The organism is Streptomyces sp. CG4 (assembly GCF_041080655.1).
Classification (GTDB): Bacteria; Actinomycetota; Actinomycetes; order Streptomycetales; family Streptomycetaceae; genus Streptomyces.
The window spans coordinates 6,851,893-6,867,886 of record NZ_CP163525.1; the positions used below are offsets into that span (position 1 = coordinate 6,851,893).

Annotated in this window: 9 protein-coding genes; 3 read left to right on the forward strand and 6 right to left on the reverse strand. The window is 69.6% G+C overall.

Translation table 11 applies throughout. The annotated features are described in order from the left end of the window. The first annotated feature begins 26 nt into the window (after nucleotides 1-26). Nucleotides 27-1,400: an alpha-amylase family protein gene (locus AB5L52_RS31300; protein ID WP_369367302.1), complete on the forward strand. Its 1,374-nt coding sequence runs from the start codon at nucleotides 27-29 to the stop codon at nucleotides 1,398-1,400. Nucleotide 1,401: 1 nt separating this feature from the next. On the opposite strand, the gene AB5L52_RS31305 is transcribed toward AB5L52_RS31300, so the two are convergent. Next, nucleotides 1,402-3,471: a carbohydrate-binding module family 20 domain-containing protein gene (locus AB5L52_RS31305; protein ID WP_369367303.1), complete on the reverse strand. Its 2,070-nt coding sequence runs from the start codon at nucleotides 3,469-3,471 to the stop codon at nucleotides 1,402-1,404. A gap of 206 nt (nucleotides 3,472-3,677) precedes the next feature. On the opposite strand from AB5L52_RS31305, the gene pulA reads away from it, so the two are divergent. Then, nucleotides 3,678-9,053, forward strand: a complete 5,376-nt coding sequence (pulA, locus tag AB5L52_RS31310; RefSeq protein ID WP_369367304.1) for a pullulanase-type alpha-1,6-glucosidase — start codon at nucleotides 3,678-3,680, stop codon at nucleotides 9,051-9,053. Between the two features lie 7 nt (nucleotides 9,054-9,060). Here pulA and AB5L52_RS31315 read toward each other — a convergent pair whose 3' ends face one another. The 4 genes from AB5L52_RS31315 to AB5L52_RS31330 all read right to left on the reverse strand — a co-directional run bounded on the left by AB5L52_RS31315 (nucleotide 9,061) and on the right by AB5L52_RS31330 (nucleotide 13,695). Then, the gene (locus tag AB5L52_RS31315) at nucleotides 9,061-9,750 is read right to left on the reverse strand and encodes a TetR/AcrR family transcriptional regulator (protein ID WP_351018359.1); all 690 of its coding nucleotides are present in this window, start codon (nucleotides 9,748-9,750) and stop codon (nucleotides 9,061-9,063) included. Between the two features lie 48 nt (nucleotides 9,751-9,798). Then, on the reverse strand, nucleotides 9,799-10,821 hold the full coding sequence (locus tag AB5L52_RS31320; RefSeq protein WP_369367305.1) for a 2Fe-2S iron-sulfur cluster-binding protein: 1,023 nt from the start codon (nucleotides 10,819-10,821) through the stop codon (nucleotides 9,799-9,801). Continuing rightward, the gene (locus tag AB5L52_RS31325) at nucleotides 10,821-11,699 is read right to left on the reverse strand and encodes a metal-dependent hydrolase (RefSeq protein WP_351018352.1); all 879 of its coding nucleotides are present in this window, start codon (nucleotides 11,697-11,699) and stop codon (nucleotides 10,821-10,823) included. Before AB5L52_RS31325 ends, AB5L52_RS31320 begins: the two co-directional genes overlap by 1 nt. A gap of 76 nt (nucleotides 11,700-11,775) precedes the next feature. Then, nucleotides 11,776-13,695, reverse strand: coding sequence for a hypothetical protein (locus AB5L52_RS31330; protein ID WP_369367306.1), 1,920 nt, complete (start codon nucleotides 13,693-13,695; stop codon nucleotides 11,776-11,778). Nucleotides 13,696-13,858: 163 nt separating this feature from the next. On the opposite strand from AB5L52_RS31330, the gene AB5L52_RS31335 reads away from it, so the two are divergent. Further along, complete coding sequence (locus AB5L52_RS31335) at nucleotides 13,859-14,272, forward strand: hypothetical protein (protein ID WP_351018346.1); 414 nt, start codon at nucleotides 13,859-13,861, stop codon at nucleotides 14,270-14,272. Between the two features lie 70 nt (nucleotides 14,273-14,342). On the opposite strand, the gene AB5L52_RS31340 is transcribed toward AB5L52_RS31335, so the two are convergent. Next, the gene (locus AB5L52_RS31340) at nucleotides 14,343-15,872 is read right to left on the reverse strand and encodes a DUF1996 domain-containing protein (RefSeq protein ID WP_351018343.1); all 1,530 of its coding nucleotides are present in this window, start codon (nucleotides 15,870-15,872) and stop codon (nucleotides 14,343-14,345) included. Nucleotides 15,873-15,994 lie beyond the last annotated feature (122 nt).

The window sequence follows — 15,994 nt, forward strand, 5'->3', positions numbered from 1 at the left end:
GCCTTCAACGTCGAAGGAACCCCCACATGGCACGCAGAACCCTCTCCGGGGCGGTCGCCCTCACGGCCGCCGTCCTTGTCATGACCCCAACCACCGCGGATGCCTCGCCACCCGGGCCCAAGGACGTCACCGCCGTCCTCTTCGAGTGGAACTACGCCTCGGTGGCCCGCGAGTGCACCAGCACCCTCGGCCCCGCGGGCTACGGCTATGTCCAGGTCTCCCCGCCCGCCGAGCACATACAGGGCCCGCAGTGGTGGACCTCGTACCAGCCGGTGTCGTACAAGATCGCGGGCAGGCTCGGTGACCGCACCGCCTTCAAGAACATGATCGACACCTGCCACGCGGCCGGCCTGAAGGTCGTCGTCGACACCGTCGTCAACCACATGTCCGCGGGCAGCGGCACCGGCACCGGCGGCTCCACGTATACGAAGTACGACTACCCGGGCCTGTACTCGTACCCCGACTTCGACGACTGCACCTCCCCGGTCAGCAACTACCAGGACCGCTGGAACGTCCAGCACTGCGAACTCGTCGGCCTGGCCGACCTGGACACCGGCGAGGAGCACGTCCGCAAGACGATCGCCGGCTACATGAACGACCTGCTGTCGCTGGGCGCGGACGGCTTCCGCATCGACGCGGCCAAGCACATCCCGGCGGAGGACCTGGCCAACATCAAGAGCCGCCTGACGAACCCTTCCGTCTACTGGAAGCAGGAGGTCATCTACGGCGCGAACGAGGCCGTCCAGCCCTCCGAGTACACCGGCAACGGAGACGTCCAGGAGTTCCGCTACGCCTACGACCTCAAGCGCGTCTTCAACAGCGAGAAGCTGGCCTACCTCACCAACTTCGGCGAGGGCTGGGGCTATCTGAAGAGCTCGGTCGCGGGTGTCTTCGTCGACAACCACGACACCGAACGCAACGGCAGCACCCTGAACTACAAGGACGGCGCCAACTACACCCTGGCCAACGTCTTCATGCTCGCCTGGCCCTACGGCGCGCCCGACATCAACTCCGGCTACGAATGGTCCGACGCGGACGCCGGTCCGCCCGACAACGGCCAGGTGAGCGCCTGCTGGCAGAACGGCTGGAAGTGCCAGCACGCCTGGCCGGAGATCAAGTCCATGGTCGCCTTCCGCAACACGACCCACGGCCAGGCCGTCTCGAACTGGTGGGACAACGGGAACAACGCGATCGCCTTCGGGCGGGGCGACAAGGGCTACGTGGCGATCAACCACGAGACCGGCAGCCTGACCAGGACCTATCAGACGTCGCTGTCCGCCGGCACGTACTGCGACGTCCAGAACGGCACGACGGTGACGGTGAACTCCAGTGGGCAGTTCACCGCCACCTTGGGTGCCAACACGGCACTGGCGATCTATTCGGGGAAGTCCGGCTGCTGAGCTACTTCCACGTGTCACTCGTCGTGTAGCCGGACGAACTGCCCGTCGTGTACGAGCGGTTCGCCCCGGACTCCCAGGTCACGTTCCCGGAGCCGTCCTTCTTGACGTACTTGTACGCGAAGGACGTGCTCTTGGGGACGATGGCGAGCCTGCGCCAGTCCGGGTACGACGCCGAGGACAGCGGGACGGCGTCGGCCGTGTTCCAGGAGCCCAGGGACGGGATCGAGCCCGTGACGTAGACGTTGGTGCCCCAGTCCGTCGTCGCGTTCTCGCTGAAGGTGACGTCGGTGGCGTCGGTGTCCGCCACGTTCCAGGAGTCGTTCAGCGTCAGTGCGGACGTGGTCGTCGTCGCCGATCTGTTGGCGTTCGACTCCCAGGTGACGTTGCCCGAGCCGTCCTTCTTGAGGTACTTGAAGGCGAAGGACGTGTTCACCGGCACGCTCACCTCGCCCGACCAGACCGGGTACCCGGACGGGGACAGCTGGATCGCCTTCGACGTGTCCCAGCTGCCCAGTGCCGCGAGGGAGCCGACCACGTACACGTTCGTGCCGGACGTCGTGGGCGCGTACGCGTCGAACGTGGCGTTCACCGTGCCGCCCGAGCCGCCGCCCGCGCCGGAGCAGCCCACCGCGCAGGTGTAGGACGAGTTGTAGAAGGCGACCGCGCCCTTCGCCGGGACGGTGATCGACGCGCTGCCGCCGGAGACGGTCACCGTCGTCCTTCCGCCGTCGATCACGTTCGTGTACGTGCCGTCCGCCATGCCCGTGGCGAAGGTGTACGTCGCCGGCGAAGTCCCGTTGTTCAGGGCGAAGAAGCCCTTGCCGCTGCGGCCGAAGCCGATCACGTCGGACGACTTGGTCTGCCAGTCGGAGACCGCGGCGGTGTCGGTCGCGTTGTGCCAGGCCACCATGCCGACCACACCGGTGTCCCGGTCCAGGCAGTACCAGGCGCCGCCGGAGCAGTCCGTGCCGGTGACGAAGCCCGAGGAGTTCGGCGGGGCCTGGTCGCTCTGCGTCCACTCCCAACTGGCGTACACCGTCGGCGTCGACCACTTGTAGGCCAGCTGGAAGAGGTTCGCCAGCTTGTAGGTGTCGCCGTCCTTGTACGACAGGTGCAGGCCGTTGCGTTCCGTGTCGTGGTTCGTCACGAACGACACCGAGTTCGCGGCCGGCAGGATGCCGCTGCTCTCGATCGAGGACAGGTCGGAGACGTTGCCCTGGAAGGCCGACTTGAGCTTGGACGCGTAGGTGAAGTCCAGGACGTCACCGGTGCCGTAGTAGTCGCTCGGCCGGGGAGTCGCGCCCGGGTAGATCTCCTGGAAGACGTACGGTGCCGAGCCCGACGTGGTGTTCGTCAGCTTGCCCTCGATCGCCGCGATGTCGGTCTCGGGGATGTGCTTGGCCGCGTCGATCCGGAAGCCGTCGACGCCCAGGGCCAGCTGGGAGTTGAGGTAGTTCGCGAGCCCGGCGCGGACCGTGTCCGATCCCGTCCTGAGGTCGGGCAGGCCGAGGAGTTCGCAGTTCTGGACCTGGGTGAGGTTGGAGTAGTCCTGGATGGTGAGGTCGGAGGTGGGGCAGTCGGACGCGTCGTGGTAGTCGGAGCGGGTCCAGTCGGGGGTCTCGTACTTGTTGGTGATCGTGCTGCCGTCGTAGCCGGTGCCGGTCTGCGCGGCGGTGTGGTTGATCACCGCGTCCGTGTAGACCTTCACCCCCGCCTTGTGGCACGCGGTGATCATGGCGCTGAATTTCGCCTGGTTGCCGAAACGGCTGTTCAGGCGGTACGAGTACGGCTGGTAGACGTCCCACCAGTAGTACGACGACTGCTTCAGGGACTCCGCCGGCGGTGCCACCTGGACCGCGCCGTAACCGGCCGGGCCCAGGATGTTCGTGCACTCGTTCGCGACCGAGTCCCAGTTCCACTCCCACAGGTTGGCGATCACATCGCCCTTGGCGGTGGTGTCCGCCTGCGCGGCCGGCGCGGGAAGTGCCATGGCTCCGGCCAGTGCGAGGGCGCCCGCGGCCGCGGCGGTCGCGGTGCGGCGGAGGACACCCGGGGGTCGGTGTCTGCTCATGTGCGGCTCCGAAGGATCATGTGCGGCTCCAAAAGAAGGGACAGCCTTCAACAACCGGTGAGCGTGCGGCAGTTGAGAAGGGCACGTCAAGGTTGACGTTGAAACTTCTTGCTATGAGTTTCAAGACTCTTGCTGTAAAGCTTTCGTCGGGGATACGGTCACGCGGGGTCGGACCCAAGAGAGCCGCATTCGCTAGGAGTTACCGCGTGATACCCAGAGCGAGACGGGCCGCGGCCGTGGCCGCCGTGGCCCTCGCCGCCGCCCTGATCCAGCCACTCGCGGCACACGCCGCACCCACCCCGCCCGCACCCCCCTCGGACGCGGCGCTCGCCGCCCGGCCCGCCCGGCACGGCGACACCCGCGAGCAGTTCTACTTCGTCATGCCGGACCGTTTCGCCAACGGGGACACGAGCAATGACAAGGGCGGCCTCACCGGATCCCGCCTCTCCACCGGCTACGACCCCACCGACAAGGGCTTCTACCAGGGCGGCGACCTCAAGGGCCTGACCCGGCGGCTCGACTACATCAAGGGGCTCGGCACCACCGCCATCTGGATGGCCCCGATCTTCAAGAACAAGCCCGTGCAGGGCACGGGTGCCAACGTCTCCGCCGGCTATCACGGCTACTGGATCACCGACTTCACCCAGGTCGACCCGCACTTCGGGACGAACCAGGACCTCAAGACCCTCATCTCCCAGGCCCACGCCAAGGGCATGAAGGTCTTCTTCGACGTCATCACCAACCACACCGCCGACGTCGTCAACTACGAGGAGAAGTCCTCCGGCTACCTCTCCAAGGGCGCCTTCCCCTACCTGACCAAGGACGGCAGGCCCTTCGACGACAGCGACTACGCCGACGGCACCAGGAAGTTCCCGGCCGTCGGCACCGGCTCCTTCCCGTACACCCCGAAGGTCACCAGCAACAGCAAGGTCCCGGCCTGGCTCAACGACCCGACGATGTACCACAACCGGGGCGACTCGACGTTCGCCGGCGAGTCCACCACCTACGGCGACTTCTCCGGCCTCGACGACCTGTGGACCGAGCGCCCCGAGGCCGTCCACGGCATGGAGCAGATCTACGAACGGTGGGTGAAGGACTTCGCCGTCGACGGCTTCCGGATCGACACCGTCAAGCATGTCGACATGCCGTTCTGGACGCAGTGGGCGACCGCCCTCGACAAGTACGCGGCGGCGCACGGCCGGAAGAACTTCTTCATGTTCGGCGAGGTCTACTCCGCCGACACCTCCGTCACCTCCCCGTACGTCACCCAGGGCCGTCTCGACGCCACGCTCGACTTCCCGTTCCAGGACGCGGCGCGCGCCTACGCCTCCCAGGGCGGCAGCGCCCAGCGGCTCGCGAGCGTCTTCGGCGACGACTGGAAGTACACGACCGACAACGCCAACGCGTACGAGCAGGTCACCTTCCTCGGCAACCACGACATGGGCCGCATCGGCTCCTTCCTCAAGCAGGACAACCCGAAGGCCACCGACGCCGAGATCCTGAAGAAGGACCGGCTCGCCAACGAGCTCATGTTCCTCAGCCGCGGCAACCCGGTCGTCTACTACGGCGACGAGCAGGGCTTCACCGGCCCCGGCGGCGACAAGGACGCCCGCCAGACCATGTTCGCCTCCAAGGTCCCCGACTACCTCAAAGACACCGAGATCGGTACCACGCGCACCCACGCCAGTGACTCCTACGACCCGAACGCCCCGCTGTACCGGGAGATCGCCGAACTGTCCAGGCTCCGCACGGCCAACCCGGCGCTGACGGACGGAGTCCAGACCGAGCGCTACGCGGCCGACGGCGCCGGGATCTATGCCTTCACCCGCACGGACGCGAAGACCGGCCAGGAGTACGTCGTCGCCCTCAACAACGCGGACACGGCGAAGACGGCCACCTTCGCGACCGGGGCGGCGGACACGTCGTACCGGGGGATCTACGGCGCGGACGGCTCCGTGCGGACCGGCGCCGACCACCAGGTCACCGTCACCGTCCCGGTCGAGTCCGCCGTCGTCTACAAGGCCACCGGCACCCTCGACCGGCCCGCCACCAAGCCGACGATCACCCTCAAGGCCCCGGCCGCCGGAGCCACCGGCACGGTCGGCCTCACCGCTGACGTCGATGGCGGACAGCTGAACCGGGTCGTCTTCGCCGCGCAGGTCGGCGACGCCCAGTGGCAGGTGCTCGGCTCCGCCGACCACGCCCCGTACAAGGTCACCCAGCCCCTCGGCACCGCCGTACCCGCCGGGGCCGCCCTGCGCTACAAGGCCGTCGTCGTCGACTCCGCCGGGCACACCGCGAGCGCCACGGCGAGCAGCACCTCCGGCACCCCGCCCGCGACCCCGGCCCCCACGGCCTCCGCGCGGGACTACGCGATCGTCCACTACAAGCGCACCGACGGCGACTACGCGAACTGGGGCCTGTACGCCTGGGGCGACCTCGCCGACGGCGAGGCGACCCAGTGGCCGGCCGGCCACCCCTTCGTCGGCCGGGACGCCTACGGCGCCTTCGCGTACGTCAAGCTCAAGCCCGGCGCCTCGAACGTCGGCTTCCTGGTCGTCGACAAGAACGGCAACAAGGACGTCGCCACCGACCGGAGCATCGACGTCACCAGGACGGGTGAGGTGTGGGTCGAGCAGGGCAAGGCCGACGTACTGACGACCAAGCCCGCCTATCCCGCGCAGGACACCACCAAGGCCGTCATCCACTACCACCGGGCCGACGGGAACTACGACGGCTGGGGCCTGCACGTCTGGACGGGTGCCGCCACCCCCACCGACTGGTCGAAGCCGCTGCAGCCGGTGAAGACTGATGCCTATGGCGCGGTCTTCGAGGTGCCGCTCACCGCGGGTGCCACCAGCCTCAGCTACATCGTCCACAAGGGCGACGACAAGGATCTGCCCACCGACCAGTCGCTCGACCTCAAGTCCGACGGCTACGAGGTGTGGCTGTTGAACGGCCAGGAGAAGCACCTGCTCCCGCAGCCGGCCGGCAGCGCGGCCGCCCTCGACCTGAGCACGTCCAAGGCGGTCTGGATCGACCGGAACACCCTCGCCTGGAACGGCGTCGACGGCGCCGCCTCCACCCAGCTGCTCTCCTCCCGCGACGGCTCGATCACCGTCAAGGACGGGACGCTGACCAGCGACGACGAGCGCTGGATCCGGCTGGAGAAGACAACGCTCACCGACGCCCAGAAGGCGAAGTTCCCGCACCTGAAGGACTACGCCGCCTGGTCCGTGGACCCGCGTGACCGGGACCGGGTGCCTACGGCGCTCACCGGCCAACTGGTCGCCTCGCAGCGGGCCGCCAACGGTGCCGTGCTGGCCGCGACCGGTGTGCAGATCGCGGGGGTGCTGGACGACCTGTACCCCGGCGCCACCAAGGCCGCGCTCGGGCCGGTGTTCCACGACGGCAAGCCGACCCTGTCCGTCTGGGCACCGACCGCGCAGAGCGTCGCGCTGGAGCTGGACGGCTCGGTCAAGGCGATGCACCGGGACGGCACCACCGGCGTCTGGTCCGTCACCGGCCCCGCGTCCTGGAAGGGCAAGCCCTACCGGTACGTCGTGAAGGTCTGGGCGCCCAGCGTCCGCAAGCTGGTCGTCAACAAGGTCACCGACCCCTACTCGGTCGCCCTCACCGCGAACTCCGAGCGCAGCCTCGTCGTCGACCTGGACGACTCGTCCCTCGCGCCGGGCGGCTGGTCGTCGCTGCGCAAGCCCAGGGCCGTGCCGATGAGGGACGCGCAGATCCAGGAGCTGCACATCCGGGACTTCTCGGTCGCGGACAAGACCGTCCCGGCGAAGGACCAGGGCAGCTATCTGGCCTTCACCGACAAGAACAGCGACGGGTCGAGGCATCTGCGGGAGCTGGCCAGGGCCGGGACGTCGTACGTGCATCTGCTGCCCGCCTTCGACTTCGCCACCGTCCCGGAGAAGAAGGCCGACCAGCAGAGCCCGGCCTGTGACCTGGCCTCCTACCCGGCCGACTCCGAGCAGCAGCAGGCGTGCGTGGCCAAGACCGCCGCGAAGGACGCCTACAACTGGGGCTACGACCCGTACCACTACACGGTCCCGGAGGGCTCGTACGCCACCGACCCGGACGGCACCGCCCGTACGGTCCAGTTCCGCAGGATGGTCCAGGCGCTGAACGAGGACGGCCTCCGGGTCGTCATGGACGTCGTCTACAACCACACCGCCGCGAGCGGCCAGGCGGACACCTCCGTCCTGGACCGGATCGTGCCGGGCTACTACCAGCGGCTCCTCGCCGACGGAAACGTGGCCAACAGCACCTGCTGTGCGGGCACCGCGCCGGAGAACGCCATGATGGGCAAGCTGGTCGTGGACTCGATCGTCACCTGGGCCAAGGAGTACAAGGTCGACGGGTTCCGCTTCGACCTCATGGGCCACCACCCGAAGGCCAACATCCTGGCGGTCAGGAAGGCGCTCGACGCGCTGACCGTCGCCAAGGACGGCGTCGACGGCAAGAAGATCATCCTGTACGGCGAGGGCTGGAACTTCGGCGAGGTCGCGAACGACGCCCGCTTCGTCCAGGCCACGCAGGCGAACATGGCCGGCACCGGCATTGCCACCTTCTCCGACCGGGCCCGGGACGCGGTGCGCGGCGGCAGCCCCTTCGACTCCGACCCCGGCGTCCAGGGCTTCGCGTCCGGGCTGTACACCGACCCCAACTCCTCGGCAGCTAACGGCACTTCGGCCGAGCAGAAGGCCCGGCTGCTGCACTACCAGGATCTGATCAAGGTCGGGCTGACCGGCAACCTGAAGTCATTCACCTTCACCGACACCGACGGCAAGGAGGCCAAGGGCTCCGAGATCGACTACAACGGCTCGCCCGCCGGCTACGCGGACGCGCCCGGCGACGCCCTCGCCTATGCGGACGCGCACGACAACGAGTCGCTGTTCGACGCGCTGGCCTACAAGCTGCCCGCGCGGACCAGCGCGGCCGACCGGGCCCGCATGCAGGTCCTGGCGCTGGCCACGGCCGGCCTCTCGCAGGGGCCGGCGCTGTCCCAGGCCGGCACCGACCTGCTGCGCTCGAAGTCGCTGGACCGCAACTCCTTCGACAGCGGGGACTGGTTCAACGCCATCCACTGGAACTGCGCCGACGGCAACGGTTTCGGGCGGGGGCTGCCCATGGCGGCCGACAACAAGTCCGCGTGGGAGTACGCCAAGCCGCTGTTGACCACGGTCAAGGTGGGCTGCGATCAGATCACCGGCGCCTCCGCCGCCTACCGGGATCTGCTGAGGATCCGTACGACGGAGCAGGCGTTCTCGCTCTCCACCGCCGCGCAGGTGCAGGACGAACTGTCCTTCCCGCTGTCGGGAAAGGACGAGACACCGGGTGTGATCACCATGCGCCTCGGTGACCTGGTCGTCGTCTTCAACGCCACCCCGCGGCAGCAGGAGCAGACGATCGGCGCCCTCGCCGGCACGCACTACCGGCTGCACCCGGTGCAGGCCTCTGGCGCCGACCCGGTGGTGAAGACCTCCGCGTACGCCTCCGGACCCGGCACCTTCACCGTCCCGGCGCGCACCGTGGCGGTGTTCAAGAAGTCCGACCGGTAGGCGTCCTTCAGAGACCGAGGGAGATGAGCCGGCCGATGAGGTCCGCCAAGTGGCCGTCGGCCGGCTCGTCCTTGACCATCTTCTTCAGCAGGGTCGCCATGTCCTGGTCGTAGGCGGCGCTGACCGCGGCCAGCGCCGCGAAGTCGTGCACCAGCTGGATCTCCAGCTCCCTGCGCGGAATACGCCGGCCGTCCAGCCAGATCAGTGCCGTGGACTCGGCGAGGGAGATCCAGGAGCGGACGACCAGTTCCAGGCGCGGGGGAACGTCGGTGACGCCGAGGTGCGACAGCATCTGTTCGTACGCGGCCTGCCGAACGGAGTCGATGAGCGCGTTCGTGGCCGAGGAGCCCACGGCCGGTCCGCCCCGCATCAACGCCGAGAAGCCGGGTCCGTGTTCCTCCACGAAGTCGAAGTAGCGACGCATCACACGCAGCAGCCGGGCGCCCAGCGGGCCCTCGTGGGGCTCGCCGAAACGGTCCGCCAGATCCTGTGCGGCACGCCTCAGCGCGGCTTCGTACAGGCTGAGTTTGCCCGGGAAGTAGTGGTACACCAGCGGGCGTGAGATGCCCGCCGCCGACGCTATCTCGTCAATGGAGACCTCGTCGGGCGAGCGCCTGCTGAACAGGTCGAGGGCGACGCCGATCAACTGCTGCCGCCGCTCCTCGACGCCCATCCTGCGGCGAACCCCGGTACTCATGCGAACACCTTACCGATCGGATTGCCGATCCGATTCGGCCACGGGTGATCACATGTCGAGGACCAGACGATCGCCCCGGGCCCGCGACACACAGATCAGCATCGAATCGGCGCGCTCCTCGTCCGTCAGCAGCTCGTCCCGGTGATCGATCTCTCCTTCCAGCACCCGCTGTTGACAGGTCCCGCAGAACCCCTGCTCACAGGAGTAGGCGGTGCCCGGCAGTGCCCGGCGTACGGCGGTGAGCACGGTGGAGTCGGCCGGCACGGTCAAGGTCCGCCCGCTGCGCCGGAGTTCGACCTCGAACTCCGTGTTGCCGTCGGACGACGCACGGGGCGCGAACCGTTCGAGACGGACCTCCGGGAAGCGTGCCGCGACGGCCGCCATGAGCCCTTCGGGGCCGCAGGCGTAGACGGCAGTCCCCTCGCTCACCTCCAGCGCGTCGAGGTCCGGCCGGCCCTCCACGACGGTGACCTGGTCGCGGCCCAGTTTCTCGACCTCCTCCAGGAACGGCATCGAGGCCCTCTCGCGCCCCGCGTACAGCAGCCGCCACCCGGCGTTCTCCGGGAGCGCCCGCAGCATCGGCAGCAGCGGGGTGATCCCGATCCCGCCGGCGACGAAGACGTACGACTCCGCCTCGACCAGCGGAAAGCGGTTCCGCGGCCCCCGTACCTCCAGTTCCATGCCCTCCGTCACCTGCTCGTGCACCTCGCGCGAGCCGCCCCGCCCGTCCTCGACCAGCCGGGTCGCGACGGTGTACGAGGAGGTGTCCTCGGGGTCACCGCACAGCGAGTACTGCCGGACGAGCCCCGACGGCAGGACGAGGTCGAGATGCGCGCCGGGCTCCCAGCGGGGCAGGTCCCGCCCTTCCAGCCGGAGTTGCACGACCCCGTCGGCCACGATCTCGCGCGAGGTCACCAGCAGCCGCAGGGCCCGCGAGCGCGGACGGCCCGACGTGGGCTCCTCCAGCGCGGGCATCGGCCACAGCGGCGAGACCTGGATACGGCGGCGCAGGGCCTGCCGGGTCAGCAGGACGGCGCCCGCGACGAGCGCGACGGTACGCAGCTTCGGCATCAGGCGGCCCTCTTCTCCGCCGCCGTCGCCGCGGGGGAGGAGGCCAGATAGGCGACGGCCTGCTCGGTGTCGCCCTCCTGCGAGGGGTGGTAGTCGCGGCTCAGATAGCGGGGGATGGACCGGACCATGTCCCCGGTCGAGGGGAGCAGCCCCCGCCGGCCACGGTCGTACAAGTCCTTGAAGCTCGCCCTGCCGTCGATGAGGGTCGGGTCGTTCGCCATGAAGAACCGCGTCCCGCGCTGCCACAGGAACACCATCGCCGAGAAGGCCGTGGCCCAGGTCCGCACCCGGCGGCTGTAGCTGCCGTCGACGTGCATGAACAGCTCGAAGGCGACGGAGCGGTGCTCGACCTCCTCCGCGCCGTGCCAGCGCAGCAGGTCCAGCATGGTCGGGTCGGCACCGCGCCGGTCGAGCTCGTCGGCGTTGAGCACCCAGTTGCCGAGGAACGCGGTGTAGTGCTCGATCGCGGCGATGAGCGCGACCCGCTCCATCAGCCACCACCGGCGCGCCCGGCCCGGCGGCAGCGTCCGGTCCCCGAGTAGCTTCTCGAAGAACCAGTCGACCTGCGCGGTGTACGGTGTCGGGTCGAGGCCCTGCTCGCGCAGGTGCGGCAGCACCTCGTCATGGGCCTGGGAGTGCATCGCCTCCTGGCCGATGAACCCGATGACGTCCTCGCGGAGCCGCTCGTCGCGTATGTACGGCAGCACCTGCTTGTACACGTGCACGAACCACCGCTCACCGGCGGGCAGCAGCAGGTGCAGCACATTGATGGTGTGCGTGGTGAAGGGATCCCCCGGCACCCAGTGCAGCGGCGTGCCGTCCCAGGAGAAGGACACCTTGCGTGCCTTGAGCGGCACCCGGGCCTGCGTATTAGACATGGCGTCAATGTACTGGCGGGTAGGCCCGCTGAGAACCCCTGCGGCAGGGCTTGTTTACGCGGGTGTCAGCAACGGCTCACTGCAAGCCGCTGATCTCCCGCCCGTCCGTCAGTGTGCCCTGCAGCCGGGCCCGAGCCCCCTGCTTGGCGCGGGCCACCAGGAACTGGCCCTGCCCGGCGCCGGTGACCCCGCCGCCCGCCCGGATCGACGCCGTGTCCTTGTCGCCCGCCGCCAGCAGGTACCAGTGCCCGGCCGCGGACTTCCACAGCACCCCGGCGAGCGCGTGCGGATCACGCGCCCCGCAGGACCGCGCATCCGTGCCCTTGGCGACCACCGACGCCGTCCGCCCGCCCGGCGTACGGAACAGGGCCAGCGCGCCCGTACCGTCCCCGCGCCAGGTCTCGGCCCTGGTGCACACCCATTGCGCCGCCCCGCTGCCGTCGGGCAGCGGCTGGTCGGCGTACGCCCAGGCGTTGACGCTGCGCACCCCGGCGGAGCGCGCCGCCGCCAGCGAGCAGGCGAACGGCGCCCAGGCCGCCCGCCCGGCCGCGTCGGACACCTCGTCGGGCGAGCCGGGCTTGCCGACGGTGAGGTGGGCGGGGGTCAACTCGCCCAGGTCGGTGGCGAGTTGGGTGCCGGTGGCGTCGGTCAGCTGGAGCGCCGTCCAGGAGGTGCAGCTGCCGGGGCGCAGCGCGGCGCTGGCCAGCGGCGCGGTGACGCCCTTGGTGAGCGTCAGCGGGGTCGCGGCCGCGTCCGGCTTCATCAGGTCCCGCGAGGCCGCCTTCGTCACCCAGGGCGCGGTCAGGTACTGCACGTTGCCGTCGGAGCGGCCCAGCACCAGCGCGCTCGCCTCGGCGCCGGTCGCACCGTCGGCACGGGCGAAGTCGAGGGCCGCGCCCTGGGTGCCGTCGACCGGCTCGGCGTACCGGGTGATGCGCAGGCCGTCGTAGAACACCACCACGCGGGCGTTGTCCACCTGGCCCGCGTACAGCAGCTGGGGCGGGCCGGCCGGGCCGCCGGTCTCGGTGCCGGGGGTCGCCGAGACATGGACCGTCGCGCCGGGGCGGGCCCATACCGCGAGGGCGCGGTGCAGCAGGTCGGAGTCGCCGGTGAGCGGGCCGCGCGCGGGCCACGCCGAGAAGTCGGTGCGGGCGGCGGACTCCCAGGCGGAGGGGGAGACCCGGATCAGCCGGCCCGGGTCGAGGGCGGCCTCGGCGGCCGGGTTCCCGGCGTAGACGGGCGCGGCGGCGCCGTCGGGGCCCCAGCCGTCACCGGGCAGGGCGATCAGGGCCCCGCACACCGCGAGCGCCGCGGCGGCGGCGAGCGCGGCCTTGCCGTGCTGGCGGCGGCGCATCAGATCGGTGGGCCGGGCCTGCAGCAGGCAGGGGTCGAACTCGGCGGAGGCGAGCAGCTCGGGCTGGGTGGGCACGCCGTTCGCCGAGGCCAGCGCGCCGCCCGGGTCGTCCACCCCGGCGGCCGTCAGCAGCTCCCGGATCTCGGCGTCGGACAGCTGCTCCAGGCCGCGCAGCACATAGGCGGCGCGGGCCGGGCCGGACAGGGCGGACAGCCGCTGGTCCAGGGCGAGCTCGTCGGCGCCGCCCGAGCGCGGGAACAGCTTGAGGCCCCACACCTGGGGCAGCAGCGGCGGCAGCTGGGAGAGCCGGGGCAGGCCCTTGCGGGGCAGGGCCGCCTCCAGGGCCGTGGTCAGGACGCGCTCGCGCAGGAAGGCGTACCCGGGGTCGCCCTCCTCGCCCGAGGCCTGCGCCGGGATGACGGGCTGCTGCCCGCGGCCCTTGGGCAGGGAGCGTTGGGCGAGGGAGTGTGCGGTCAGCACCCGGCGGCTGCGGCCGAGTCCGGGTGGCAGTACCAGGTAGGCGATCCGGACCAGCCGTGGATAGTGCTCGACGAGCGCGGCCTCGGCCTGCTCGAGATCGACCGGTGCGGGCTGTCCGGCGGAGGCGGGGGCGTGACGCTGGGCTACATCCTGTGACTGCACGTCAGGGAAAACGAGCGAGGGGGAGGTTGGTCACCACCGGATGGGTGATTCGGCCATCCCTCGCCACGCGTAGCCGGGCGTATGCGGCCGCCATTGAGCGCGCGGCGGCCGGGAGCCGTATCCGAAGGAGCTGAGGCATGGGCCCCGAGGACCGGAGGAACTGATGAGGGTGACACGACTGCTGCCGGCCGCCGCGGCCGTACTGGCGCTGGCGGGCTGCGGCGCGGGTGGGGAGACCAAGGCGGTCCCGGCCACCGCGACCGGCAGCCTGGAGAGCCTGGCCGCCGAGGTGAAGTGCAAGCCGAACATGCAGACCGACGCCGATGAACTGCGGCAGGCCATCTGCACGAACGGCGACGGCAAGTTCATTCTCGCCACCTTCGCCACCGACCGCGGCCAGCGCGAGTGGATCAACGACGCGAAGGACTACGGCGGTTACTACCTGGTCGGCCGCAAGTGGGTCGCGGTCGGCGGCGACGGCGTCGTCAAGGCGCTGCGCGGCACACTGGGCGGGGACCTGGAGATGGGTACGAACCACTCCTCCCACCACTCCTCCCATGCCGTGCAGGGTGGCTGAAACACACGGGAAGGCCGGTGACGGGAGGGGGGTCCGTCACCGGCCTCGTCCTGTGGCCCGCGTCAGGTGATCAGGCGCACCTGCGGCCGCTGTTGATGCAGTTCGCGATCTTGTTGGCCAGACCGCCGGTCGTGACGCTGATGAAGTCGTCGTGGTCGGTGATCGGCTTGTGCAGCTCCTCCGGGAAGCCGTCCACCGCGTAGGCGTTCTTCACCGTGCCGTCCGCCTGGACGACGGGCTGCGGCACGTTGTACACCAGGCGCATCGTCAGCTGCGGGATCGCCTTGAAGCCGTTCGGGCAGACCCCGCTTGCCGGGTCGGCGAAGGCCACGTGCGTGCGGTGGTTGGCGCTGTCGATGTTCACGCCGTCCCAGCAGCTCTGGAAGGCGAACGAGCGCACCACGTTGCTGCCCTGCGGACAGATCGGGTACTTGTCCGTCAGCTGCACCTTGTTCTCGAAGCCGGTGCAGCTCCAGTGCGCGTTGGCGTTGGCCGTGCCGTTGACGAAGGCCTTGGCGTCACCGGTGATGATCCGCAGGAACTGCGGCATCGCGACGACCTTGCTCGCCGGGCTGCCGACGTACTTGATCTGCGCCTGCTGGGCGACCAGGATCTTGCCGACGTTGAGGTCCTTGCCACCGCCGTCCGCGTTCGCGTCCTTCTCCTGGGTGCCGTCCTGCTCGCGGATGACCGGCCAGTAGTACGCCGACAGGTCGTTGCGGTTCTGGCAGCTGGTGCCGCCCTGCAGGAACGTCTGGTTGCTGGAGAACGCGTTGACCTTCTGGTTGCCGACGTAGTCGTGCACGTGGTGGGCACCGTTGGTCACACCGGGGGCGACGATCACGTTGTCGCTGTTGTGGTTCTGGTTCGCGTTCACGCCGCAGCGCGTGATGAACTGGCCGGTCGAGGCGTTCTGCTGATTCTGCGGCTTGCCCTGGACGTTCGGGGCGACCTTCGTGATGTCCACGAAGTCCGCCGCGGCCGGGCCGTCACCGCCCTGGCCGCCGTTGTTGCCCTGCTGCTGGCCACCCTGCTGCTGACCGCCGTTGTTCTGCTGCTGGCCACCATTGTTCTGCTGTTGACCGCCGTTGTTCTGCTGCTGGCCGCCGGCGGTGGTCTGGTTGGCGGTCTGTGTCGTACAGGCGGCGAGCTGGGCCAGCGAGCTGTTGAACGCCCCGCCGACCCGCTGGACGTCGATCCGGATCCGGTCGATCGTCGCGGCCCGCTTGTCCTTGAGAGGGCCGACGATCGCGTTCTGCACGAAGCTCGGATCCTTGGACTGCGCGTCCCGGGTGGAGGCGAGCCGGGTGTAGGCCTCGGTGATCTGCTTGTCGAGGTTGGCCAGCTCGGTCGCCACGCCCTGGCGGGCCCGCCAGGGCACGTTGGTCAGCTTCTGCTGGACGTCCGGGCAGGAGATCGTCGCGACCTGCGCCGTCGCGGCCTTCGTCTGGTTGCCTCCCCACATCTGGTTGTTCGACTCGTGCGCGGAGGCATAGAAGTTCGCCCAGATCAGCCCGCCCCCACCGAGCGCTAGGGCCGCCGATGCGGCTATGGCCTTGGTGGCCAGCGGCGTACGGCGTTTTCGTGTGTTGCGTCCCATGGAACTCCTCTGACTTCCTTGCGAGCGGGGCAGCATCGGGGCGCCCGACAGGAGTGAAGCGGCGTCCTTCCATACGGACGCCGCCCCAGAGATGTTCACCGGTCTCACAAATTCCTCGCAGG

What these genes read in the sequence shown, in the direction of transcription:
- AB5L52_RS31300 (WP_369367302.1), top strand. Translation starts at nt 27, where the DNA reads ATGGCACGCAGAACCCTCTCCGGGGCGGTCGCCCTCACGGCCGCCGTC.
- AB5L52_RS31305 (WP_369367303.1), bottom strand. Translation starts at nt 3,471, where the DNA reads ATGAGCAGACACCGACCCCCGGGTGTCCTCCGCCGCACCGCGACCGCC.
- AB5L52_RS31315 (WP_351018359.1), bottom strand. Translation starts at nt 9,750, where the DNA reads ATGAGTACCGGGGTTCGCCGCAGGATGGGCGTCGAGGAGCGGCGGCAG.
- AB5L52_RS31320 (WP_369367305.1), bottom strand. Translation starts at nt 10,821, where the DNA reads ATGCCGAAGCTGCGTACCGTCGCGCTCGTCGCGGGCGCCGTCCTGCTG.
- AB5L52_RS31325 (WP_351018352.1), bottom strand. Translation starts at nt 11,699, where the DNA reads ATGTCTAATACGCAGGCCCGGGTGCCGCTCAAGGCACGCAAGGTGTCC.
- AB5L52_RS31335 (WP_351018346.1), top strand. Translation starts at nt 13,859, where the DNA reads ATGAGGGTGACACGACTGCTGCCGGCCGCCGCGGCCGTACTGGCGCTG.
- AB5L52_RS31340 (WP_351018343.1), bottom strand. Translation starts at nt 15,872, where the DNA reads ATGGGACGCAACACACGAAAACGCCGTACGCCGCTGGCCACCAAGGCC.